The sequence below is a fragment of the Lachnoanaerobaculum sp. genome (assembly GCF_057250505.1).
In genome coordinates, this window is the sequence record NZ_DBHIEQ010000023.1 from 23393 (window position 1) to 48784 (window position 25392).

The 25392-nt window shown below is 38.3% G+C and carries 23 protein-coding genes and 1 other annotated feature; of the genes, 2 read left to right on the forward strand and 21 right to left on the reverse strand.

Annotated elements, in window-relative coordinates:
- Positions 1 to 20: 20 nt before the first annotated feature.
- Genes alr through ACO6FI_RS09990 form a run of 4 tightly spaced genes read right to left on the reverse strand, consistent with a single transcriptional unit; the run spans position 21 to position 3097 of the window.
- Positions 21 to 1199, reverse strand: a complete 1179-nt coding sequence (gene alr / locus ACO6FI_RS09975) for an alanine racemase (protein WP_485457203.1) — start codon at positions 1197 to 1199, stop codon at positions 21 to 23.
- Entirely contained in the window at positions 1186 to 2064 is an 879-nt protein-coding gene (locus ACO6FI_RS09980) for an NAD(P)H-hydrate dehydratase (protein ID WP_485457204.1), read from the reverse strand. The genes alr and ACO6FI_RS09980 overlap by 14 nt, the downstream gene beginning before the upstream one ends.
- Positions 2065 to 2079: 15 nt before the next feature.
- Entirely contained in the window at positions 2080 to 2448 is a 369-nt protein-coding gene (gene acpS / locus ACO6FI_RS09985; RefSeq protein WP_485457205.1) for a holo-ACP synthase, read from the reverse strand.
- Positions 2441 to 3097, reverse strand: coding sequence for a redox-sensing transcriptional repressor Rex (locus ACO6FI_RS09990; RefSeq protein WP_485457206.1), 657 nt, complete (start codon positions 3095 to 3097; stop codon positions 2441 to 2443). The genes acpS and ACO6FI_RS09990 overlap by 8 nt, the downstream gene beginning before the upstream one ends.
- Before the next feature lie 181 nt (positions 3098 to 3278).
- Here ACO6FI_RS09990 and ACO6FI_RS09995 point away from each other — a divergent pair, with 181 nt between their 5' ends.
- Positions 3279 to 5204 carry an ABC-F family ATP-binding cassette domain-containing protein gene (locus tag ACO6FI_RS09995; protein ID WP_485457207.1) on the forward strand — a complete coding sequence of 642 codons (1926 nt, stop codon included), beginning with the start codon at positions 3279 to 3281 and terminating at the stop codon, positions 5202 to 5204.
- A 1-nt stretch (position 5205) separates the two neighbouring features.
- Entirely contained in the window at positions 5206 to 5406 is a 201-nt protein-coding gene (locus ACO6FI_RS10000) for a hypothetical protein (RefSeq protein WP_060931444.1), read from the forward strand.
- Positions 5407 to 5442: 36 nt separating this feature from the next.
- Here ACO6FI_RS10000 and topA read toward each other — a convergent pair whose 3' ends face one another.
- From topA to rplJ, 17 genes are all read right to left on the reverse strand, one after another.
- Positions 5443 to 7518: a type I DNA topoisomerase gene (gene topA, locus ACO6FI_RS10005; RefSeq protein WP_485457208.1), complete on the reverse strand. Its 2076-nt coding sequence runs from the start codon at positions 7516 to 7518 to the stop codon at positions 5443 to 5445.
- A 13-nt stretch (positions 7519 to 7531) separates the two neighbouring features.
- Positions 7532 to 8647 (reverse strand): DNA-processing protein DprA, encoded by a 1116-nt coding sequence (gene dprA, locus ACO6FI_RS10010; RefSeq protein WP_485457209.1) that lies wholly within the window; start codon positions 8645 to 8647, stop codon positions 7532 to 7534.
- A 9-nt stretch (positions 8648 to 8656) separates the two neighbouring features.
- Positions 8657 to 10177: a YifB family Mg chelatase-like AAA ATPase gene (locus tag ACO6FI_RS10015; protein ID WP_485457210.1), complete on the reverse strand. Its 1521-nt coding sequence runs from the start codon at positions 10175 to 10177 to the stop codon at positions 8657 to 8659.
- 81 nt (positions 10178 to 10258) lie between these two features.
- Positions 10259 to 11326 carry a UDP-glucose 4-epimerase GalE gene (galE, locus tag ACO6FI_RS10020; RefSeq protein ID WP_485457211.1) on the reverse strand — a complete coding sequence of 356 codons (1068 nt, stop codon included), beginning with the start codon at positions 11324 to 11326 and terminating at the stop codon, positions 10259 to 10261.
- A gap of 102 nt (positions 11327 to 11428) precedes the next feature.
- The gene (locus tag ACO6FI_RS10025; RefSeq protein ID WP_485457212.1) at positions 11429 to 12607 is read right to left on the reverse strand and encodes a phosphoribosylaminoimidazolecarboxamide formyltransferase; all 1179 of its coding nucleotides are present in this window, start codon (positions 12605 to 12607) and stop codon (positions 11429 to 11431) included.
- On the reverse strand, positions 12607 to 13305 hold the full coding sequence (locus ACO6FI_RS10030) for an IMP cyclohydrolase (RefSeq protein WP_485457213.1): 699 nt from the start codon (positions 13303 to 13305) through the stop codon (positions 12607 to 12609). The genes ACO6FI_RS10025 and ACO6FI_RS10030 overlap by 1 nt, the downstream gene beginning before the upstream one ends.
- An 8-nt stretch (positions 13306 to 13313) precedes the next feature.
- Entirely contained in the window at positions 13314 to 14672 is a 1359-nt protein-coding gene (locus ACO6FI_RS10035) for an ABC transporter permease (protein WP_485457214.1), read from the reverse strand.
- Positions 14672 to 16420 (reverse strand): COG1361 S-layer family protein, encoded by a 1749-nt coding sequence (locus ACO6FI_RS10040; protein WP_485457215.1) that lies wholly within the window; start codon positions 16418 to 16420, stop codon positions 14672 to 14674. The genes ACO6FI_RS10035 and ACO6FI_RS10040 overlap by 1 nt, the downstream gene beginning before the upstream one ends.
- Positions 16421 to 16425: 5 nt before the next feature.
- Positions 16426 to 17103, reverse strand: a complete 678-nt coding sequence (locus ACO6FI_RS10045; RefSeq protein ID WP_485457216.1) for an ABC transporter ATP-binding protein — start codon at positions 17101 to 17103, stop codon at positions 16426 to 16428.
- A gap of 178 nt (positions 17104 to 17281) precedes the next feature.
- Positions 17282 to 19777: an ATP-dependent Clp protease ATP-binding subunit gene (locus tag ACO6FI_RS10050; RefSeq protein ID WP_485457217.1), complete on the reverse strand. Its 2496-nt coding sequence runs from the start codon at positions 19775 to 19777 to the stop codon at positions 17282 to 17284.
- A 12-nt stretch (positions 19778 to 19789) separates the two neighbouring features.
- Complete coding sequence (locus tag ACO6FI_RS10055; RefSeq protein WP_485457218.1) at positions 19790 to 20827, reverse strand: ATP--guanido phosphotransferase; 1038 nt, start codon at positions 20825 to 20827, stop codon at positions 19790 to 19792.
- Complete coding sequence (locus tag ACO6FI_RS10060) at positions 20817 to 21386, reverse strand: UvrB/UvrC motif-containing protein (protein WP_485457219.1); 570 nt, start codon at positions 21384 to 21386, stop codon at positions 20817 to 20819. Before ACO6FI_RS10060 ends, ACO6FI_RS10055 begins: the two co-directional genes overlap by 11 nt.
- Positions 21387 to 21392: 6 nt before the next feature.
- Positions 21393 to 21782, reverse strand: coding sequence for a GntR family transcriptional regulator (locus ACO6FI_RS10065; RefSeq protein ID WP_485457220.1), 390 nt, complete (start codon positions 21780 to 21782; stop codon positions 21393 to 21395).
- A gap of 590 nt (positions 21783 to 22372) precedes the next feature.
- Positions 22373 to 22798: an HIT family protein gene (locus ACO6FI_RS10070; RefSeq protein WP_485457221.1), complete on the reverse strand. Its 426-nt coding sequence runs from the start codon at positions 22796 to 22798 to the stop codon at positions 22373 to 22375.
- Between the two features lie 16 nt (positions 22799 to 22814).
- On the reverse strand, positions 22815 to 24113 hold the full coding sequence (locus tag ACO6FI_RS10075) for a dihydroorotase (protein ID WP_485457222.1): 1299 nt from the start codon (positions 24111 to 24113) through the stop codon (positions 22815 to 22817).
- 98 nt (positions 24114 to 24211) lie between these two features.
- Entirely contained in the window at positions 24212 to 24586 is a 375-nt protein-coding gene (rplL, locus tag ACO6FI_RS10080; protein ID WP_060931458.1) for a 50S ribosomal protein L7/L12, read from the reverse strand.
- Between the two features lie 26 nt (positions 24587 to 24612).
- Positions 24613 to 25107, reverse strand: coding sequence for a 50S ribosomal protein L10 (gene rplJ / locus ACO6FI_RS10085; RefSeq protein ID WP_448947021.1), 495 nt, complete (start codon positions 25105 to 25107; stop codon positions 24613 to 24615).
- Positions 25108 to 25151: 44 nt separating this feature from the next.
- Positions 25152 to 25284: a sequence feature (ribosomal protein L10 leader region), on the reverse strand.
- Between the last annotated feature and the right edge of the window lie 108 nt (positions 25285 to 25392).

Below are 25392 nucleotides of genomic sequence, written 5' to 3' on the forward strand. Positions count from 1 at the left end.
AATATTAAAATTTAAGTACACTATATCACAGTATACAAGTCTCTTATATAGTCCTTTTTCCCTATATATTCATCTTTACAATAGTAAAGCCTCGGTACTCTTTTATTGATACCGCAGATAAACTCATAGGAAAAGGTATTGGAACTTTTGGTAAGTTCATCTACAGTAATTACGCTGTTTTCACTCTTTCCCAAAATAACCACTCTATCTCCTATCTTTGCATCTTTAACATCGCTTACATCCACTATTGTCTGATCCATACATATCCTGCCAAGTATATTACATCTGATGCCGTGAATAAGCACATATCCTTTGTTGCTTAAATCTCTCGGATATCCGTCTGCATAGCCGAATGATATCGTTGCGACCTTCATATCCTTTTTTGCTGTGAATGTGGCACCGTAACTTACACATTCTCCCGTGCCTATCTGCTTTATATATGTAATTGTAGAATAAATGCTTAAAGCAGGCCTGTAATCAAAGTCTTTCAAATCCACATCACTTGAAGGCGCGATACCGTACATTGTGATGCCGCAACGAACCATATCAAGATCCGTTCCGATACCGTTTACAATACCGGCTGAATTGGAAGCATGTGCAATCTTAGGATTAACTCCCATACTGTGTAACAGTTCCAAAAAGTCACTAAAAAGCTGCTTTTGGTGGTGGGCGGAAGTCAAGTCGCTGTCATCTGCACTGTGAAAATGTGTGAAAATACCTTCCACCTCGATATTTTCCATGTCGTTTATTTCTTTTATGATATCCGCACTTTCCTTTGTAGGCTTAAATCCGATTCTGTTCATTCCGGTGTCTATTGCGATATGAACAGCCATCTTCTTACCCATCTGCTTTGCTTCTTCATTTATCTTTTTAGCCTGATCTATTGTGAATACAGATTCTCTTATATCAAAAACTATTGATTCCTTGTAGCTCTCTCTCGGAATACAGGCAAGTATCAAAATAGGCTTTGTAATCCCGTGATACCTTAAGTTAATTCCCTCTTCAAGTGTAGCCACGCAGAAAAAATCAACAATATCTTCTATATACAGTGATACCGGAACACTTCCGTGCCCGTAGCCGTCCGCCTTTACAATCGCAGCCAACTTCATATCCTTTTTCAGTGCATTTTTTGTCACTGTCAAATTATGTTTTATAGCATCCAAATCTACTTTTGCATAAGCTCGTTTATATGAGTCCATTTCTCTTCCTTCTATTCAGCACTTCTCCTATATTGTCCAGTATATCTCTTGCAATAATACTATGTTCTCCCTGCTTTTGTCCTGCCAGATTTCCGGCAAGTCCGTGTATGTAAACGCCAAGTGCTACAGCCAAATCATCTTCTATCCCGAGGCAGAACATTCCCGCTATTATACCGCAAAGTACATCTCCGCTTCCGGCCTTTGCCATAGCAGGCGTCCCCGATTCATTGATAAAAGTATCTTCTTTGGCGGCAATCACACTTTTATGTGACTTTAATACCACTGTGATACCGTATTTATTTGCATACTCCTTTGCATACTTTTGTGTATCTGCAAGTATATCCTCTATAGGTATATTTATAAGCCTTGACATCTCTCCGATATGAGGTGTGATAATAATATTGTCTGTATAGTACTTGGTCAGTGAATTGTCAGACGCAATTATATTGAGTGCATCAGCATCTATTATCATCGGTACATAGCACTCGGACAAAACATATTCCACAATAATTTTGGCGTAGTATTCTGTGGAAAGCCCCGGACCAAGTACTACAACACTTGCCCAGTCAAGGCATTGCTTTATCTTACTTAATAAGCAGTCTTTACTTTCAAACGCCTCTCTCTCATCATAGGTTGTAATAATTGCTTCAGGCAGCAGTGTCTGTAAAATCGTTCTGTTTTTGCTTACTGTAAGTATTCTTACAAGCCCGGCACCCGAACGATAAGCCGCCATAGAACTGAGAAAAGCGGCACCGCTCATGCCGTTGCTCCCTGCAATCACAAGTACATGTCCGTAACTGCCTTTATTTGCATCTTCTATTCTGTCAGGTATATATTTTAATGCAGTCTCATCAAGTATCCTCATATCTATCTCCACATATCAATCAACTTCTATTACCACCATTGCAACGACCAAAGAATTTGTATTGCTTATTGAAACATAAATATTTTTCTCATTGATATCCATAAGATGAATATTTTCATGGTTGCAAATCCTTATAAAGGGTTTGCCGTATTTATCTCTAAGAACTTCCAAATCCTTCAGCCCGATACCTCTAAAACCTATTCCCAATGCTTTGACAAAAGCCTCTTTTACAGCAAAATTGCCTGCCAGAAAAATATCGGTATTTCTTTCCTTAGCCATAGCAATCTCACTGTCACTAAAAGCCCTTTTCAAAAAATAATCTTTTTTTATTGCTCTTGATATTCTGTCTGTTTCTACTATGTCGGTTCCGATACCTCTAATCATACTTTCCTTCAAAAGGTATCGCATCCATATTGCTGACTCTGTATGATAGTCTCATCAAAGACTCCGACAGATGCACATTTTCAACTATTACATCGTCAGGAACCGTAAGATCCGTGTGTGCAAAGTTCCAAATAGCCTTTATACCTGATTTTATAAGTCTGTCCGCCACTTCCATGGCTCTTGCTTTCGGTATTGTAAGCGCAGCAATCTGAATATCGTTTTCCGAAATAAACTTCTCAAGGCTGTCAAGTGAATACACTCTTGCACCTCTTACAGTCTTTCCGAAAAGATTCGGATCCACATCAAACATCGCCTGAATCAAAAAGCCTCTTCTCTCAAAGTTTGCATAGTTGGCGATGGCCTGACCGAGGTGTCCGGCACCGATTATAATAATATTATGCTGACGGTCAATACCCAATATTTTTGCTATCTCATTGTATAGATACCTTACATTGTAGCCGTATCCCTGCTGCCCGAAGCCTCCGAAATTGTTGAGGTCCTGCCTTATCTGAGAAGCTGTTACCTTCATTCTCTCACTAAGCTCTTTTGAAGAGATTCTTTCAACTCCTTCTTCTGAAAGTTCTCCCAGGTATCTGTAGTATCTTGGCAGCCTTGAAATAACCGCCCTTGATATCTTTCTTTCTTCCATTATATCTCCATCTAAAATATGCATATACTGCATATCTGTTTCTTTGTTAAGAATTCTACAATTAGTATATTATTTATCAATATAATTGTCAATACAGATAATAACGCTATTCTTTACCCTTGCATTAAATTGCATGTATAGGATATACTTATGTGTATTATATAGTAAGGAGGCAAATTGTTTGATTTTAAATGCCACTAATATATCAAAATCATTTGGAAGCAATGAGATAATAAAGGATGCAACCTTTCTTGTCAACGAACATGAAAAGGTTGCCATTGTAGGTGTAAACGGTGCCGGAAAAACCACACTTTTGAAAATACTTACCGGAGAAGAGAGCGCCGATAGCGGCATCATTACACTTGCAAAGGACGCAAAACTCGGATATTTACGCCAGATCAATAATGTGGACTCTGCACTCAGCATTATTGATGAATTATATACAGTTATAGAACCTATATTGAATATGGAAAAGAGAATGTCACAAATGCAGGAAGATATGAAGCATTTGACAGGCAGTGAATTGGAGGAGCTATACTCTTCTTACACCGCTCTTACACATAGCTATGAACTTATGGACGGATACGCGGTAAAAAGCAGAGTTGTAGGTATCTTAAAGGGACTGGGCTTTGAAGAAGCCGATTTTGACAGAAAGATAAATACATTGTCAGGAGGGCAAAAGACCAGAGTTTTCCTTGCAAAGTTGCTGCTTGAAGAACCTGACATTATACTTTTGGATGAGCCTACAAACCACCTTGACTTAAGAAGTATAGAGTGGCTTGAATCCTATCTTTTAAACTATAAGGGCACTGTAATTATCGTATCTCACGACAGATATTTTCTTGATAAAATAGTAAGCAAGGTTATTGATATAGAAAACGGTAATGTGCAGATGTATCTTGGCAACTATACCGACTTTTCAAATAAAAAGCAAATGCTTTTAGATGCCAAGATGAAGGAATATCTGAATCAGCAGCAGGAAATCAAGCACCAGGAAGCCGTTATCACAAAGCTTAAGCAGTTTAACAGAGAAAAATCAATAAAGAGAGCCGAAAGCAGGCAAAAACAGCTTGAAAAGATTGAAAGAGTAGAGGCACCGCATACATATAGTGAAAATATGAGACTGTCTTTAGATATCTCAAAAGAAAGCGGAAAGGATGTTTTAACCGTACACAATCTTTCAAAGAGCTTTGATCACAAAAAACTATTTCAGGATATAAACTTTGAGATAAAAAGAGGTGAAAGAGTTGCTATAATAGGCGACAACGGTACAGGAAAGACTACTCTTTTAAAAATTATAAACGGTCTTTTAAATCCCGATACAGGTGAAGTCATCTACGGCTCAAATGTATCCGTTGCCTACTACGACCAGGAACATCAGGTACTTCATATGGACAAGACTTTGTTTGACGAGCTTTCAGATACCTATCCCGAGATGACAAATACTCAGATAAGAAATATTTTGGCGGCATTTCTTTTTACCGGAGAGGATGTGTACAAAAAAATAGCAGATCTCTCGGGCGGTGAAAGAGGCAGAGTGTCATTGGTGAAACTTATGCTCTCAAAAGCAAACTTTTTACTTCTGGATGAGCCTACAAACCACCTTGATATAGTAAGTAAGGATGTGCTTGAAAATGCATTGAACAACTTTCCGGGTACTGTCTGCTATGTCTCACATGACAGATACTTTATCAATAAGACAGCTACCAGAATACTTGACCTCACTGAAAACAGATTGTTAAACTATATAGGAAACTACGATTATTATATTGAAAAAAGAGAAGCCGTAGAGGAAGCCGCCAATCTTACAAATACTGAACAGGCTGAAAAACCGGTAGATGTTTCAGAGTCAAAGAAAGAATGGATTGACAATAAGACTGCTCAAGCTCAAAAAAAGAAAATAAAGAACGCTCTTAATAAATGTGAAAAAGAGATTTCAGAGGTTGAAGATAAATTACAATCTATTGATGAAGAATTTGCAAACCCTGAGAATGCTTCAAATGTCGGCAAACTTATGGAACTTCAAAAACAAAAAGAGACGCTTGAAAAAAGACTTGATAAGCTTATGGAAGATTGGGAAGAACTTACCCTACAGACGGAGGAATAAAATGAAAAGAATTTTTGCAATAATACTGCTTTTGATACTTATTTTCAGCTTACTTGCTACAGTCTATGTCGCAATATTTACAAGCAATACAAAACTTCTGTTTGTATTTCTTTTCATAGATATCGTGATGCCTGTAATAGTCTATGCATATATCATAATAACAAAACAGATAAGAAACCTTGATAAAAAGGATGAGGAATAAAAAAGCCTGTGAGAAAATCTCTCACAGGTCTTTTTATTACTCTTTAGGTTTATTTTCCGTATATCCGCATTCTTCATTCATACATAGAAGTTTATTTCCCTTCTCCACCATATATGAACCGCATTTCGGGCATTTTATCGCTGAAGGCTTATTCCATGACATAAAGTCACATTCAGGAGCATTGCTGCATCCGTAATAGATTCTGCCCTTCTTGGTCTTTTTGATGACTACATCACCGCCACATTTCGGGCAGGCAACACCGATCTTTTCAAAGTAAGGCTTGGTATTCTTACACTCAGGGAATCCAGGGCAGGCTAAGAACTTTCCGTGCGGTCCGTATTTTATAACCATATTTCTGCCACAGTTCTCACAGATAACATCTGTAACCTCATCGGCTATCTTTACATTCTCAAGCTCCTTTGAAGCCTGATCTACCGCAGACTCAAGATCCGGATAAAAGTTTGATACTACAGTCTTCCAATTCACCTTACCGTCTCCTACAGAGTCAAGCAACTGCTCCAAATTGGCTGTAAATTCCTTATCCACAATACTTCCGAAATAATTTACCATCATAGAGTTCACTATCTGACCAAGCTCTGTGACATAGAGATTTTTTTGCTCCTTTACCACATAATGTCTTGCCATAATGGTTGTAATGGTAGGTGCGTATGTAGACGGACGGCCTATACCCTGTTCTTCAAGTGCTTTTACAAGACTTGCCTCGGTATAGTGTGCAGGCGGCTGTGTAAAATGCTGTAAATCTATAAGCTTTACAAGCTCAAGCTCATCTCCCACCTTTAACTTACCTATAACGGCATCCGAACTTGCCTTCTCTTCATCGTCATCCGTATATACGCTCATAAATCCGTCAAACACAATCTTTGAACCTGACATCGTAAAGATATACTCACCTGCACTAAGCTTTACAGAAGTGGTTTTATACTTTGCATTTTCCATTCTGCTTGCAACAAATCTCTTCCAGATAAGTTGATACAGTCTGAAAAGCTCTCTTGGTAAAGACTCTTTTACTATAGCAGGAGTAAGTGTAACATCTGTAGGTCTGATAGCCTCATGCGCATCCTGAACATTTGTCTTTGCATTCTTTGTGACGGTATTCTTTGATACATACTCATCGCCATATGTTTTACCTACAAACTCTCTTGCTGCAGTATCCGCCTCTGCGGCAACTCTTGTAGAGTCTGTACGCAGATATGTGATAAGTGCAATTGTACCTTTGCCCTCTATATCCACACCTTCATACAACTGTTGTGCAAGTCTCATTGTCTTTTGTGTGGAATAGTTTAATTTCTTGCTGGCTTCCTGTTGAAGAGTGGATGTTGTAAAAGGAATAGGCGCCTTTTTTACTCTCTCTCCCTCATTTATCTCCGAAACCACATATTTTGCATCCTTTAGGGCTTCAAGGATTTTATCCATCTCTTCTTTATTATTTATAGCAAGCTTTGTATTGGTGCCGTAGAACTTTGCATTTACACTTTTTTTGGAATACTCGGTCAAAAGCTCCGCTTCAAGGCTCCAATACTCCTCAGGTATGAACGCATCTATCTGTGCTTCTCTGTCACAAATCATCCTAAGAGCCACAGACTGAACTCTACCTGCGGAAAGTCCTCTCTTTACCTTTGCCCAAAGAAGCGGACTTATAGAGTAACCCACCATTCTGTCAAGCACTCTTCTTGCCTGTTGCGCATCTACCAGATTCATATCCAGCTGCCTTGGATGTTTGATAGCATCCTTTATAGCATTTTTTGTAATCTCATTGAAACTTATACGGTATACCTTCTTGTCGGTATCGTCAAGTTTAAGCGCCTTTGACAGATGCCAGCTTATAGCCTCTCCTTCTCTGTCGGGGTCGGTTGCAAGATATATCTTATCAGCTTTTTTAACATCTTTTTTTAGTTTAGCAAGCAACTCGCCTTTTCCCCTTATAGTAATATATTTCGGCTCAAAATCATGTTCCACATCAATACCCATAGTTGACTTGGGTAAATCTCTGACATGTCCGTTTGAGGCTGTAACCTCATACCCGGTACCCAAATATTTCTTTATGGTCTTTACCTTTGCAGGCGACTCCACTATCACTAAACTTCCAGCCATTTTAACCCCTTACTTAATTTATCCTCTTACAATAATAATTTGATGAAACCTGTACTATAAACCCTTCCAATTCAAGTAATAAAAGTGAGCTGAGCACTTCCGATATATCTAAAGCACTCTCCTTTAATATGTCATCAATATACTTCGGTTTTAAATCAAGGCAACTATAAACCTTTTTATCATTCTTTGCAAGCATATTAAGGTTTTTTTCATTATATACTTGAATTTTCCTATCAACATTCAGGTCAAGTGCCTCCAAAATATCACTTGGCGAAGAAATAATACCTGCTCCGTCCGCTATCAGCTTATTACATCCGAGGCTCATACAGTCTGTTATTCTGCCCGGCAGTGCAAATACTTCTCTTCCCTGATCAAGAGCATGTGAAGCCGTTATAAGTGAGCCCGACTTTAATCTTGCCTCTATCACCACTATAATATCCGCAAGCCCCGATATTATACGATTTCTTATAGGAAAGTTTAACTTAAGCGGATTCGTTCCAAGCGGAAATTCAGATATTACACCTCCGAAATCCTTTTCACACAGTTTGTTGTACAGATTAAAATTACTCTCAGGATAACATACATTTACTCCCGTGCCAAGTACGGCATAGGTTTTGCCGGCTCCTTCAACCGTACCTTCATGAGCTTTTGTATCCACCCCGAGCGCCATACCGCTTATAATATCCACACCGCTTTGAGCAAGCTCTCTTGCAATAAACCTTGCCATACCCAGTCCGTATTCACTTGCACTTCTGCTGCCGACTATTGCTACACTTTTTTTATTTTGCGGAACATCTCCTTTTACAAAGATTCCGAAGGGATAATCCCTTATATTAAGAAGTTTTTGTGGGTAATCGTCTTCAAACGGCAGAATAAATCTTATTTTTCTATCATAAAGTGATAAATATTCCTCATGTAATTCATCTGTTTTTAACTTTAAACTTAAGACAGCCCTTATCTGCTTTTCACTTAACTTAAGACTTGTCTTTAATGTGTCAAAATCCATTTCAAAAATCTTATTAACCGGTCTTATTCTTTCATAAATCATTCTTTTTGAGCAATATCCGAGCTCTGTAAGTGAAGAAAGTAAAAATAAGCTTTCCTTATCCGACATTTCACAAATTTGCATATTCCCTCCTTACCAATATTTATCCTCCAAAGAGCGATATGATATCGCCTCACATATATCCGCATGTTCAATATTTTCATGTTCGTTAAAATCCGCCACCGTTCTTGCCACTTTCAATATCTTGTGTAAACCCCTTACGCTCATCTTTTTTGCTTCATATAGATTGGAAAGAAAAATATCATCCTTTTCACTTAAAGCGCAGAACTTGTTTATTAAATTTGGAGGAATCTCTGAATTATAAGAAAAATCATAATCTTTATATCTGTTTAACTGAATATCTCTTACTTTTTCTATATACTTTTTCATCTCTTCACTGCTTACATTGTGAAAATCACCCTTTAACTCCTCATACCTTATCATTGAAGTCTCTACAGTGATATCCACCCTGTCAAGCAGAGGCTTTGATATCCTTGAAAGATATTTTTTTACCTGAGCCTCATTGCAGCTGCATTTACTTCTGTCAGGATAGTAGCCGCATTTGCAAGGATTTGTCGCCGCCACCAGCATAAAATCGGCAGGATAATTAATGCTTGCATTCACTCTTGCAATACTTACGGTCTTATTTTCCATAGGTTGTCTTAAAACCTCTATTGTATTAGTCTTAAACTCTGCAAGCTCATCAAGGAAAAGTACGCCCTTATGCGCCAAAGATATTTCTCCGGGCTTTGGAACTCTTCCTCCGCCTGACAACGCCTGTGGTGAGACCGTATGATGTGGTGCTCTGTAAGGTCTTATCTTTAAAATAGGCTTCTTTGAGTTTAACAGTCCGCATACACTGTATATTTTAGAGACTTCAAGTGCCTCTTCATCAGTCATATTGGGCATTATTCCGGGGATTCTTTGTGCGATCATACTCTTACCTGTACCTGCAGGACCTATAAAAAGAATATTATGTCTGCCTGCAACTGAGATTTGAACCGCTCTTTTTAACAGAATTTGTCCGTTCACATCACTGAAATCGCTGTATTTTCTTTCTTGTGGGGGTAATACTACTTTATTGATATTTTCATTATAAGTCTTTTCATTATTCAGAATTTCAATAAGATCTTTCAGATTTTTAATACCTATATTTTTTATACCCGATACTATATTTGCTTCCGCCAGATTGTCATATGGAAGAAATATATTTTTAAATCCTGCCTCCTTTGCAAATATAACTATCGGAAGCACGCCCCTTATCGGCAAAAGCTCACCGCTTAGTGAAAGCTCTCCTACAAACATAGACTCGTTTAGAATATCCGATTTTATAACACCCAGTGCCTCAAGTATTGATATGGCAATAGGCAAATCATAGCCGCATCCTTCTTTTTTTATTTCTGCAGGGGAAAGATTTATAACGATTTTTCTTGGATAAAAAGAAATTTTAGAATTTTTTATAGCGGTCTTTACTCTGTCCGCCGCCTCTTTGACTTCACTTGATAAGGAGCCTATCAGAATGATTCCGGGAAGTCCGTCTCCTATATCAGTCTCACAACAGACATGAAATGCATTGATACCCAAAAGACCTGCTGTATTTATTTGACTTAACATAATCTCCTTTATTTATTAAATTGTACAAAGCGGTCAGGGACTTTATGATAACCATCTTAAAGCCCCAAAACCTACACTAATTTACTTTCTCATAACTGAAGCGTCTTTTCTGACAACTATATCTGAATTGTCCTCTTCAAATCCGTTCGGATTGTTCTTTTGCCATCTGAACGAATCTCTGCACATATCTTCTATGTTCTTTTGTGCCTTCCATCCAAGCTCATTAAAGGCACGGGTAGGATCGGCATAACAAGCCGGTACATCACCTGCTCTTCTGTCCTTGAACACATAGTTGATCTTTAAGTCGTTTACCTTTTCAAAGGCGTTTATAACATCCAGTACACTGTAGCCTATACCTGTTCCGAGGTTATAAATATCCACCTTACCCGGACTCTTCATCATCTTCTCAAGTGCCTTAACATGTCCCTTTGCAAGATCTACCACATGGATATAATCTCTGACACATGTACCGTCCTTAGTATCATAGTCATTACCGAACACTCCAAGACAAACCAGTTTGCCTACAGCCACCTGTGTGATATACGGTAAAAGATTGTTCGGAATACCTTTAGGATTTTCACCTATTCTGCCCGACTCATGTGCTCCGATAGGGTTAAAATATCTAAGCAACATTACGGAAAAGTTGTTGTTGGCGGTATGAATATCCGTCAAAATCTGCTCAAGCATACCCTTGGTTCTTCCGTAAGGGTTGGTAATAACACCCATAGGCGCATCCTCTGTGATAGGAACCACCTTAGGGTCTCCGTATACCGTGGCACTTGATGAGAATACTATTTTTTCAACACCGAACTCTCTCATAACTTCACATAAAATCAAAGTACCTGTGATATTGTTGTGATAGTACTCAAGAGGCTTATATACGGACTCTCCTACGGCCTTAAGTCCTGCAAAGTGTATAACCGCATCTATCTTATTTTCCTTGAACACTTTTGTTAAAGCGTTTTTGTTTAATAAATCCACCTCATAGAAACGCAAAGACTTTCCGGTAATCTCTTCCACTCTTTTTAGAGATTCCCTTGATGAATTTACCAAATTATCTACTACAACAACTTCATATCCTGCATTCAAGAGTTCAACGCAGGTATGACTTCCAATATAACCGGCACCTCCGGTAACTAATATTGACATAATTCCTCCAAAATATCAGTTTTTTAAACTGTAATAAATATATTGATTATTTAAATTTTATAATAAAATATATATTAAATCAACAAATATTTATTTCAAAACTTAGTGATGGAAAAGTCTGATACCTGTGAAAGCCATAGTCATATTGTACTTGTCACAACACTCTATAACCGCATCATCTCTTAGTGAACCTCCCGGTTGTGCTATATACTCCACTCCGCTTCTTTTTGCTCTTTCTATATTGTCGCTGAAAGGAAAAAACGCATCGGAGCCTAGACAAACTCCGCTTAGATTCTTTAACCACTCTTTTTTTGCTTCTCTTGTAAACTCACTCGGCCTTTGTGTAAAAAGATGTTCCCACATACCGTCTGATAAAAGCTCTTCCACGCTGTTGTCGCCGATATATACATCTATTGCATTATCTCTGTCGGCCCTTTTTACACCTTCTTTAAAAGGAAGTTCAAGTACACATTTTGCCTGTCTTAAAAACCAGTTGTCGGCCTTGTTTCCTGCAAGTCTTGTACAGTGAATCCTTGACTGCTGCCCTGCGCCTATACCTATTGCCTGTCCGTCTTTTACATAGCATACTGAATTTGACTGAGTATACTTTAATATTATCAATGAGATAAGCAAATCAAGTTTTTTATCTTCAGGCAGGTTTTTATTTTTTGTTACAATATTTTCAAGTAGCGACTCGTTTATATCCAGATTGTTGTGTCCCTGCTCAAAAGTAATACCGAAGACCTGCTTTTTTTCAATATCGTAAGGAGTATAATTTTCATCAATTTGAATGATATTGTATTTGCCGTTTTTCTTTGCCTTAAGTATCTCAAGTGCTTCGTCACAAAATCCCGGAGCTATCACACCGTCAGATACTTCTCTTTTTATAAGCAGTGCGGTTTCTTTATCACAGATATCGCTAAGTGCTATAAAGTCTCCGAATGAAGACATTCTGTCCGCACCTCTGGCTCTTGCATAGGCACTTGCAAGTGGACTTAGTGTAAGATCGTCTACCCAATATATCTTTTTTAAAACCTCATCAAGCTCTAAACCTATGGCGGCTCCTGCAGGTGAAACATGCTTAAAACTTGTTGCGGCAGGCATACCACTTACCTTTTTAAGCTCAGATACCAGCTGCCAACCGTTCAGCGCATCTAAAAGATTGATATATCCCGGATTGCCGCATAATACTTTTATAGGAAGTTCGCTGCCGTTTTCCATATAAATCTTTGCAGGCTTTTGATTAGGATTGCAGCCGTATTTTAAAACCAGTTCCTTCATTACATACCCTCCAATTTATTCTTTATTATTTGCTCATACTTGCCTGTAGCCATATCAATATACCTTACCGCAAGTGATATTTTATTGTCGGTATTCAAAGAATTCCACAGTGAATTGCCAAATTCATCTATGCTTCCCTTTAAACTTACCTTAATAGGCTCACCTTCAAAGCTCTTTAGCGGATCCGAGTTTTCTTTGTAGGTGTGGATTAAAAAACCTTCACCTGATTTCGGGTTGTCATAGCTATAGAAAAATCTAAGTGCTTGAGAATCGTCTCCTTCATCACTTTTTAATATGGAAAGTTTAAGTTTGAGTCCGGATTCAATGTCGATAAGTCCTGATATTCTTGGAGTAAAATTCGGTGCGTCAGGTTCAAAAGTCCTTGTATACAGTGCATCCTCAAAACTCCTTTTCTCCTTAAGATACTCATATATTGTATCCGTCTGGTCTCCGTTTGTTACAATGATTTTCTTTCCCAGAACACGTACAGGTGAGTATACTATAAGTGAAGGGTCGCTTAAAAGGCTCTCATCAAAAGCCTTTGTCCTTATATCATCATCACTTGTTTCAAATACTCTGTTTCTGGAATTGGTACTTCTTCCCATGATAAAGTATGCAAATACCGCCCTGTTATCCTCAGATTTTCCCAATATGATACCTCTACCCGGATACTCGTTAGCTGCCAGATAATCAAACATAAAACCTCCTAATCGTTTCTAAGTGCTGTAAGCGGACTCAGCTTCATAGCCCTAAGTGACGGGAAAAATCCTGCCAGCATACCTATTATGACTGCAAATATTATTGCGGATATTACAAGCCAAGGCGGTATTCTGGAAATATCTCCCTCAACTCCCGAAACCGACGCGGCAACGCCTAAAGCATTTATTACAATTGAAATGATAAAACTAAAAATCACTCCGGTCAAGCCGCCTATCAGTCCTATGGCACCCGACTCTATAAGAAACATATCTCTGATACGGTTCATATCACAACCTAAGACCTTCATGATTCCTATTTCTTTGGTTCTCTCATATATACTCATCATCATGGTATTGGCGATACCTATAGATGCAACAAAAAGTGATACCGCTCCGATGCCTCCAAGCACCATCTGAATCATATTTGTAGAAGCCTTACTCTGCTCAATCCACTCCATCTGTGACTCGGCCTGATAACCCATTTCTGTAATTTGTTTTTGCACCGCCATTACATTTTTCATATCATCCACATATACCTTTGCCGAATCATATACAAGATACTTTAAAGGTTTACCCTTCTTTGTAGTAGGCTGATCCGGGATAAGTCTGTTTTTATATATTTTCTTTAATATCACCTTTAAGGCATCTATATTACAGTAGATTCCGTAGCTGTAATTATTATAATTGTCATATTCATCCATAGATGCGCCGCCCTTTACAACACCTGCCGTTTCAATAATGTATTTCTTTGGAGGCTTGGGTGCATTCTCACCGCCTGCATTTGCCTTTTCAAAGGAATCCGTATCAAAAATCACAAACATAGGCTTATAATAGTCAATATTCGGAAGCTTATTTGTATCATAAAAAGACTCACTCGGCTTCTTCTGATTAAAGAAATCTCTTATTACAAAATTTCCGTACACAAACTCAAGTTTTTTCTTATCTTTAGGCAGGTGACCGCTGTCAAGCTGTATCTCATCCATGTAGTCATCACCGACTCCGTATATCTGTTCTCTCAACATATACGGACCCTGCATTACAATAACTGATGTTGACAATACAGGAGATACTCCATCTACATGTTCAAGTCTTGAAAAAGATTTTATCGTTTCATCTTTTATATATAAAGGCTCGGACTTTTTGCTTGTATCATTCTGTCTCGTATACGGAACGGATACATCAATCGCCTTTAAAGATCCCGACTGTGCTATACTCTCTTTGTTAAGCTCGTCAAGTCCTATACCAAGCGAGAGCATTGTAACCACGGAAGCGGTACCTATCAGTACACCAAGCACTGTAAGCACAGTTCTCAGCTTTCTTCTTTTAAGATTTGAAATACTTAATTTGAGTAAATCAAGTACTTTCATTATACCTGCTCCTTCTTATTCTTTCTCTTCTTCAATACAACAATCAATATAACAGCCGCAACTACAACAGCACCTGCAATAATAAAAGGAACTACATTAAAGTGATTACTTTCATTATCCGCTATATCAGGTTCTGCAATATCGGTTTCTTCCTCGGCTGCTTCCGTGACATTTAATATAAAATCTTTAGTCTCCTCAGTTACATTACCGTTTTCATCCTCATAGCTTATAGTCAAGTTTATCTTGCCGTCATCACTTGTGACCGCTTTTCCCGTCAGGTTCACATCCACATTTCCGCTTTCACCGGGCTTTATATTACCTATATAAGCTTCATTTTCTTTGATTGAATCCGCACTGAATTTTGCCATAAGATTATAAAGTACCACTTTTCCCGTATTATTTATCTGAAAAGTAACATTTGAGTCATCCCCTACACTTATTGTATCAGGATTTATATCAAAGCTTCCGACATTCATCCTTGCCACCTGCTTTACAGGTATATCTACAGTTACCTTATCTGTAGCATTTTTAAACTCAGGCGAATCATACTGTTCATTTATTGTTATAGAATATGATCTTTGATCGACACCTGCTCTTGCAGTCATTTTAAGTTTAAGTTCCGTAGTCTGATTGGCAGGCAGTGAATTGACCGCATGAGAACTTGAACCTTCTTCCATACTGAATACAGCACTGTCATTTGCTTTTTCGGACTCCAATGTAAATAAGATATTGCTTGCAGGTACACTTGAGGAAGCGTTCTTCATTGTTATAAAGAGGTCGAAACTCTCTCCGGCAAAAACATCTTTCGGCTCGGTTCTGTAGCTGTCCACCACTATTCTTGCTTTTGTTCTGTCATTCGGATTGAACTCTTTTGCAGAAGTGGTAGTCTCATCCTTATCCTTATTGTCAATATGTACAAAGAACTGTTCTTCCGCCTTTTTCAGCTCACCTTCAGTACTTTCACGATATGTTATCTCAAGCTTTATGGGATAGTAACCTGTGTAGGTATTTTTTTGTATGGCAAAGCTGTAGTCAAGATTTACTGTTCCTCCACTTTCTATCTTGTCAAAATGTCTGTCATAGTTTGCATCGTTTATCTCAAAAGGAAAAACCGTACTGTCCTTATCCATAACCATATGTGCTGTAACGTCAAATGCGGTAAGTTTTCCGGTATTTGCCATATTAAGGCTGAAATTAAGCACATCCGGATACTTTCCTCTTGGGGTGGACTGACCTTCACCTATAGTAAAGTCCACATCTTTCACAGCTTCGGATTCATTACTGCTTTCCTTAGCGGCGGATTTTTGAATATACACATTTATATATTCCTGTATACCCCTGCCGCTGTCCTTATCATCTGCCAGATATACAGGTATACCGTAGTAACCTTCGGGAATATCCCTTCTTACTCTGGCTGAAATAGTGATATTTTTCTTTTTACCTTTGGTTATCTTACCCACATGCTTTCTGTCTGTGGTCTCTGATGTAAGCTCAAAAGGAAACTCAACATCATCTTCATCATCGCCGTCATCATATGCTATACCTGCCCAGGCATCGCCGTAATCGGAACCTGTCTCCACATAGAAGGTAACGCTCATTATCTTGCCTGTCTTACCTACAGGTATTTTGTCCTGATGAAATACACCGTTGCCCTCTATGTTTTTTAACTTGGCAAAGCTTTGCATCGGCAAAAGTAATACCGTTATAAAAACTAAAAATATTCCGAAGATTTTCCTGATATTTTTCATACCCATTATACCGCCTTTCCATCCACGATCCTTATTTGTCTGTCCGCAACCCTTGCTATATCATTGTCATGCGTAACCATAATAAGTGTCTGATTTTCTTCTTTTACTATATGCTTCATAAGTTCAAGCACCTCCGCACTTGTTTTGGTATCAAGATTTCCGGTAGGCTCATCTGCAAATATAATCTTCGGCTGCATCGCCAATGCTCTGGCAATTCCGACTCTTTGCTGCTGTCCGCCGCTCATAGCATTTCCGTTTTGATATATTTGTTTTTCAAGTCCCACAAGTGTCAGATATTTTTTTGCAATTTCGATTCGCTTTTTTACATCCACTCCTCTAAACACCAGCGGAAGTGCCACATTATCAAGCGCATTCATAGTAGGCAAAAGATTATAAGATTGGAAAATAAAGCCCACATTATTTCTTCTAAACGCAACAAGCTGGTTTTCTTTAAGTTTCTCAAGATGTTTACAGTTTATTATTATCTCGCCCTTTGTGGGCTTTTCAAGTCCTGCAAGCATATTTAAAAGCGTAGACTTTCCTGAACCTGAGGGACCGACTATTGCCACGAACTCACCCTTATTTATAGTAAAATCCAGTCCGTCAAGAGCATGGACCACCGTCTCACCTGCTTTATAAAACTTATACAGTCCTTTTACTTCTATGATTTTTTCATTCATCATACTCACCTTAAATATAACAACAAATATCTATGTAATATCTATCATATCATATTTTTTATATATTTGCTTTTATATTTCCTAACTTTTTTATAAAAATAAAAAGCCGACTGAAAATTGTATACATTTATCAGTCAGCTTATATTTTTTCAAAATACTGTTAAGTTAAATTGAGTTTATTCTAAAAAGAATCTGTGATCATATGCTTAGGCTTTGAACGCTTGATAACAGGTTTGAATGTAAGTTCTCGCTCCTTACCCTCTCCTTTACAATCCACTTTTATCTTATCACCCTGCTTTATATTGCCAAGCAGGATTTGCTCAGCCATTCTGTCCTCTATCTCATTTTGTAATGCACGCTTTAGAGGCCTTGCACCGTACTTTTTATCATACCCCTTATCTATAAGGAATTCCTTTGCCTTATCGCTAAGTCTTAGATTCATCTGCATCTGCTCATCCAGTCTTGAATTGATTTCACTAAGCAGTATATCAAGAATCTCCTTGAGATTTTCTTTAGTCAACTGATGGAATACTATAGTCTCGTCAATTCTGTTTAAGAATTCAGGCTTGAACATCTGCTTAACTTCTTCCATAACACTGTTTTTCATATCGGAATAATCTTTCTTGTCATCGGAGCTTGAAGCAAATCCAAGCTGCTTAGGCTCAACGATCCTTTGAGCACCTGCATTTGAAGTAAGTATTATGACGGTGTTTTTAAAGTCTATCATCCTGCCGCTTGAATCTGTTATATGTCCGTCATCAAGCACCTGCAAGAGTATATTGAACACATCAGGATGTGCCTTTTCTATCTCGTCAAAGAGTATTACCGAGTACGGGTTTCTGCGAACTTTCTCAGAAAGCTGTCCGCCCTCCTCATATCCTACATATCCCGGAGGTGAACCTACCATCTTTGAAACGGAGTGCTTCTCCATGTACTCACTCATATCTACACGAATAAGTGCATTTTCAGAACCGAACATACTGTAAGCAAGCGCCTTTGAAAGCTCCGTCTTTCCTACACCTGTAGGCCCCAAAAATAAGAACGAACCTATAGGCCTCTTAGGATCTTTAAGACCCACTCTGCCTCTTCTTATAGCTCTGGCTACCGCACTTACAGCTTCTTGTTGTCCTACCACTCTTTCATGAAGCACCTTTTCAAGATTGCTTAGCCTTTGAGAATCATTTTCGGTTATCTTCTTTACAGGAATCTTTGTCCAGAGGGCTACAACATCCGCGATTTCATCTTCATCGACTACAAGCTTTTTATTTCTCTTGTCCTCCATCCACTTTTCTCTTATTTTATCCTGCTTTTCTCTAAGCTTTTCCTGCTTTTCCTTTATCTCTCCGGCTCTTTCAAATTCTTCGGCACCTACAGCGTCTTCTTTTTCTTTTTCCATCTTGTCGATTTCGGCTTTCAGCTCTTTGATCTTTTCAGGTTCCATATAGTTGCTGATTCTTGTCTTTGAAGCCGCCTCATCTACAAGATCGATAGCCTTGTCAGGCAAAAATCTGTCCGAGATATATCTCTTTGAAAGTTTTACAGCACTCTCTATAGCTCTGTCGGTAATGGAAACGGCGTGATGCTCTTCATACTTATGCTTAAGCCCGAGAAGTATCTTCGTGGCATCTTCAAGTGAAGGCTCCTCCACCATTATCGGTTGGAATCGTCTCTCAAGTGCGGAGTCCTTTTCAATATGCTTTCTGTACTCATCTATAGTCGTTGCGCCTATAAGCTGCAACTCACCTCTTGCAAGCAGCGGCTTTAATATATTGGACGCATCAACCGCACCTTCAGCACCGCCTGCACCTATGATTGTATGAAGCTCGTCAAGGAAAAGCAATACATTTCCCGCATTAAGCACTTCATTTATTACTTTTTTAATTCTTTCCTCAAACTCACCTCGATACTTTGAACCTGCAATCATTGCCGGAAGATCAAGTGTAACAAGTCTTTTATCAAGCAATGTATCAGGTACTTCCTTTGCTATGATTCTCTCTGCAAGTCCTTCTACCACCGCAGTCTTACCTACTCCCGGCTCTCCTATAAGCACAGGATTGTTCTTTGTCCTTCTTGAGAGTATCTGCATAACCCTGTTTGTCTCATTGTCTCTGCCTATCACAGGGTCAAGCCTACCGTCTCTTGCAAGGTCTGTAAGATCTCTTGAGTACTTGTCAAGTGTAGGTGTTGAAAGAGCGCTTGATTTACTATGTTTTCTCTCATAATTTTCTTTTCGCTCAGTGTCCTCACCCATTGCCGACAGTATTTCCATATATATCTTTTGAATATTTATGTTCATAGTCAAAAGCAACTTATGTGCAATGCAGGCACTGTCTTTTATGATGGCTATAAGTATATGCTCGGTACCTATAAGTGCGGACTTATATCTTGTAGCCTCTCTGTAAGCATTTTGCAGTACACCTATTGCAAGCGGAGAATAATTTTGCTTACTCTCTATTGCAACATTATAGTTTGACACTATAAGCTGATCTATCAAATTTAATATCTTTTCTTCTGTTATTCCGTTATTCTCAAGTATCCTTGCCGCTACTCCGCTACCTTCCTGTACAAGACCAAGAAGGAGATGTTCCGTACCGACATAGTTTTGTGACAATTCTGCGGCTGCCGTTTCAGCACACCTGATTGCCTCCTTTGCTTGAGATGTATATCTTTCAGCCATTACTTTTCCTCTCTACTTTAATTTTCCTATATTTTCTCTTATATATTCCGCCCTGCGTATTTCTATATAATCTTCAGTTAAAGGGCTGCCTGCCATATTCAATATATTTGATGTTTGTATGCCAAGCATTATTGAATACAGCTTATGCGGCGATTTTATCTTTATAAATCCGTCGGCACAACCTTTCATAAGAAGGCTTAGACAATTCATAGCATCTCGTAAATTAAACTTTCTTGCATATTTTAAAAGCCCGTATGCCTTATAAGCCTCATCTTCTCTTGCAAACCTTTGCACTTCTCCCAGCGCCTCGGCTTCTCTAAGTTTTCTTTCATTTTCATTTAACTGATTGGCAACCTTTGTTACAGTATCAATTATCTCCTTTTCAGAAATACCGAGAGTCTTTGAATTGCTTATCTCATACAATGTACCGAAGTTTTCTCTGCCTTCTCCGTGCAATCCTCTTATAGATACTCCAAATCTTCCGGCATTTGCGATAAGCTTTGAAAAACCCTTATTTTTATTGGATGCAGGCAAATGAAGCAATATTGATGCACGCATCCCTGTTCCTATATTGGTGGGATATGTAGTCAAATATCCGTACTTGTCGTTAAAAGCATAATTAAAATGTTCTTCTATGTAGTCATCAATTCTGTTGGCTTTATCAAGTAAGTCATATAGTTTAATACCTGATGACATAGTTTGCAAGCGAATATGATCATCTCCGTTAATAATTATGCTTATATCTTCACTGTCGTTTAATATAAGCCCTGTGGGAGTCTCCTTTTTTGCCAATGTGTCATTCAATATCTTTCTTTCACACATTGACATTCTTTCTATCTCAGGAATTCTGTTTAACATGGAGGAACTTATGTTCATTCCCAAATCCACAGAGATATTTGACAACTCGCCCAGAGTATTCTCTACAAGTTTTTTTGCCTCAATATCAGTCAATTTGTTTGGAAATAATGTATCATCAAAGTTTCTTGCAAATCTTATCTTACTGCTTATGTAATTATAGTCAGTACTGAGTTCCACATTATCATACCACATCGCCGTTGTCCTCTTTGATAGTTTTTATCTTGTCTCTTAATATTGCCGCCTGTTCAAAATCCTCTATTTTGATTGCATCATCCAATTTTTGCTTTAATATTTCAATCTCCTTGTCCTCATCACTGAAAATAGCATCAATGTTTTCAGTAACTACCGATTTGGGTAGGATTTTGTCACTTTTGTGATAATTTTTCGGTATTTTACCGACATGCTTATCATTGCCGTGAATCTGTTTGATATTATCATTTATAAGCAGGTTAAATACCTCAAAACAGTCCTTACAACCGAACATCGAGTTTTTTATAAAGTCGTCATAGCTTGTATTACATGTAGGGCACACTATCTGTCTGTAGTCTTTATTTCCATCATTCTCAAATACATCTCCAAGTATTCCCGAAAGCAACTTTGAAAGACTGAAGTCCTTATCAAACAAACCGGTATATTGGTCCAAATCCTTAGCACATTGTGAACACAGATGATGTTCATTTTTCTTGTCTCCGTCTACTATCTCAGTGTAAAAGACATTTGCCTCTCTTATTTTGCACTTCTCACATAACATCTTTGTCTACATCTCCTCGATTTCTTGTACATCAAACTCATTATACAGTTCATCTATCAATTCATGTGCCTCATCTCTGGTAACACCGTTGCATATACCTCTTGCCACTACCGTCCCGAATTCTTTTCTCATATTGCGAAGCACTCTAAGTTTGTCCGCATCCACTTTAATCATTGCGCCTTTTCTTCTGTCAAGCTTTACAAAGCCCTCTCTTTTAAGTGTAGCGTATGCTTTGTTCACCGTATGCATATTTATACCGATGTCCTCAGCCATCTGTCGTACTGACGGCAACATATCGCCTTCTCTGTACTTATTGGTTGCAATGCCGATTATTATCTGATTACATAGCTGTATATATATAGCCTCTTCACTATGAAAATCTATTATTACATCCATACTCACACTCCAAATAAAAAATTGTCTATAATATGTTTTGCAACTTGCCATAGGCTCGTTGCTATATAAGTAAGTTATAAATGTTCTAGCGATAGTATAACACAATGATGTTTTAAACACAATATTTATAGATTTTTACAGCTTACAAAAGGCTTACAAAAAAATAAATCTTCATATAAACCTATCAGTACTCTATATAATTAATGATATGCAACATAGTTATACCTTTTTATGCTTTTATATTCACTCACTATTTTTATATATTTTAACCAGTATTTTTATACTAAAAGTTGGTAAAAATTATATAATCTCATTTAGCTAAGTTAGGTTGCATAAAATTTTTCTGCTCTTTAATGTACTTATATCACTATCATTACCTAATGTTCATAATTTATTAACTTTTTTCCTATTGCATAAACTTCTCACTTATGCTATTATAATATCCGTAGTTGAGAGTTTTCTTGCGTTGACCTCTCACTACAAAATGTGCATTATGCACTCCTATATCACTCTAACAGGGAAGCAGCAGTCGTGAGACTGCTGTTTCTCGTTGTATAAAAGAGCTGCCGGCTGCCATGACAGCCCGAAAACTATATTTTAAGCTCTCTTCTAAGAATCTTTGCCATTTCTTCATATTCATTGTTCTTTAAGTACTTCTTGTCAGGATTCATACTAAATGTAGATCCCCACTCATCTCCTCCTTCATACTTAGGAACAAGATGCATATGTAAATGGCATCCTGTATCTCCGTACATTCCGTAATTTACTTTACTTGGTGAAAAAATCTTATGTATAACCTTTGCAACCTTATTGACATCTGCAAAAAATTGATTTCTTTCCTCATCTGAAATATTAACTATTTCACTTACATGATCTTTGTATGCAAGTATCAATCTGCCCATCTTACTTTGTTCTTTAAAGATATAAAGGTATCCGCTTGGCATCTTACCTACCGGATAACCGAATTTTTCTACAAGCTCTCCCTGCATACAGTACGCACAATTATTATCCTTCATATTGTCTCCTTAAATTTTATTCCACGTTCTCATATACCACATTTCCGTGACAAATGGTATATACTATCTTACCTTGTAAAGTGCTGCCAAGCCAAGGCGAGTTGCTTGACTTACTCTCACTTTTATCATACTTCCACTCTTTATCCACATCAAATACTACAATATCGGCTATCTCATCTTCTCTTAAAACTCCTCTGTCCATATTGTAGAGTCTGGCAGGCTGATAACTCATCTTATTTATAAGTTCTATAAGTGAAAGGTATCCGGGCTTTACAAGGTTCATAATTCCCAAAGAAAAACTTGTCTCAAGACCTATTATGCCGCTTGGTGCATCTACAAAGTCTCTGTCCTTCTCTTCTTTAGAGTGAGGAGCATGGTCTGTAGCAATAATATCTATAGTGCCGTCTTTAAGTCCTTCGATAATAGCTATCCTGTCCGCTTCCTCTCTTAAAGGAGGATTCATCTTTGCTAATGTACCGTATTTTATTACATCTTTGTCAATCAGTGAAAAATGATGCGGTGTGGCCTCCGCAAATACATGAAGTCCCATTTTCTTTGCTTTTCTTACAAGTTCCACACTCTCCTTTGCGCTAATATGTTGAATACTTATTGTAGCACCGGTTTCTCTTGCAAGCTTACAGTCTCTTTCAACCATTGAGATCTCAGCCATTCTGTCGGACCCGTATATATGCATCTCATCTGAAGGATATCCGTGATTGATGCCGTTTTCCTTGATATATTTAGGATCTTCTTCATGAAATGAAAGAGGCATCTTTATACTTCTTGCACATCTCATAGCCTCTCTTGTAAGATTCTCATCAAGCAGAGGTCTGCCGTCATCGGTAAATCCTACTGCTCCGGCTTCTCGTAGCTCCTTCATATCAGCAAGTTCCTCACCTTTCATACCCTTTGTGATACAGGCACAGGTCTTTACATTGATATGTGTCTTTCTTCCCTTTTTCAGTACTTCAAACACTCTCTCAGTTGTATCAATAGGCGGTTTTGTATTTGCCATTGCCACAATAGTTGTAAAGCCTCCCCTTGCGGCAGCCCTTGCTCCGCTTTCTATATCTTCTTTGTATTCAAAACCCGGTTCTCTAAGGTGAACATGTACATCCACAAATCCCGGAGCGGCACATAATCCGCTACAGTCATATACCTTCAGTCTCTCACCGTTGGCTCTTGCCATAAGTGTCGCATCAAGATAGAGGTCTTTATCTATCTTTCTTACTCTTCCCTCAGATATCAGTATATCTCTTATATCATCAGTTCTTGTCTGTGGGTCAAGAAGTCTGACATTTTTCAGCATTATCATAAATGTGCTTTCCTTTCTAATCTTATTGGGAACATTATATCATATATCGACACAAATAAAAAAGGCGACCGCAACGCAATCGCCCAAAATTTTTAAAATTACTTAAGAGTAACCTGTGCTCCAACTTCTTCAAGCTGCTTCTTGATACCCTCAGCCTCTTCCTTAGAAACCTCTGTCTTAAGAACCTTAGGAGCTCCGTCAACAAGATCCTTTGCTTCCTTAAGTCCAAGTCCTGTAACTTCACGAACAACCTTGATAACCTTAACCTTCTGGTCACCTGTTGCTGTAAGCTCTACATCGAACTCTGTCTTCTCCTCAGCTGCTGCTGCGCCTGCACCTGCTGCTGCTACAACAACGCCTGCTGCTGCTGATACTCCAAACTCTTCCTCACAAGCCTTTACAAGCTCATTTAATTCAAGAACTGATAATTCCTTAATTGCATCGATAAACTCTGCAGTTGTTAACTTTGCCATTTAATAATCCTCCATTATATGTTTTTTTATGCTTCCGCTTCTTTGCTCTCAGCGATCTGATTAAGCACACGAGCGAAGTTTGTAATAGGTGACTGAATGCTTCCAAGAAGTCTTCCAATCAACTCGTCTCTTGACGGTACAGTAGCTATAACCTTGATTCCGTCCTGGTCATATGTAACACCGTCTACTACACCGGCCTTTAACTCAAGGTCCGGAGCTGTCTTAGAGAAATTGTAAAGTATTCTAGCCGGTGCAGTTGCATCTTCTTTTGAAACTGCAATTGCTGTAGGTCCTTCAAGTGAACTGTCAAGTGTCTCAAATGGAGTCCCCTTAGCAGCTATACGAATCATTGTGTTCTTATAAACTTTATAAGTTACACCTGCTTCTCTAAGTTCCTTACGAAGCTTTGTATCCTGCTCAGCGCTAAGACCACGGTAGTCAACGACTACAGCTGCCTGTGCACCGTCTAAAAGCTCAGCAATTTCCTTAACTATAGGCTGTTTTAATTCAATTTTTGCCATTTCTAACCTCCTTTATAGTTTCAGTAAAACCCGTAAAAGCTCTATAAGTGTAACAAAAAACTCTCTGCCGCAAAGACAGAGAGTGATAATACATCAAGTACTTAGTCACTTCCTCGGTAGGCGATACATACTTACGCCTAAGGCACCTACTGTCTACGGTCGTTTTACCGTAGCAAGGATACCAAAGAAATTTTCACTTGTCAAGTACTATTTTTATTTAATTTTCCACTGTATAAGCCGTATATGATAAAGTCCTAATATACCCCAAACTAAAATGTCCTGTTT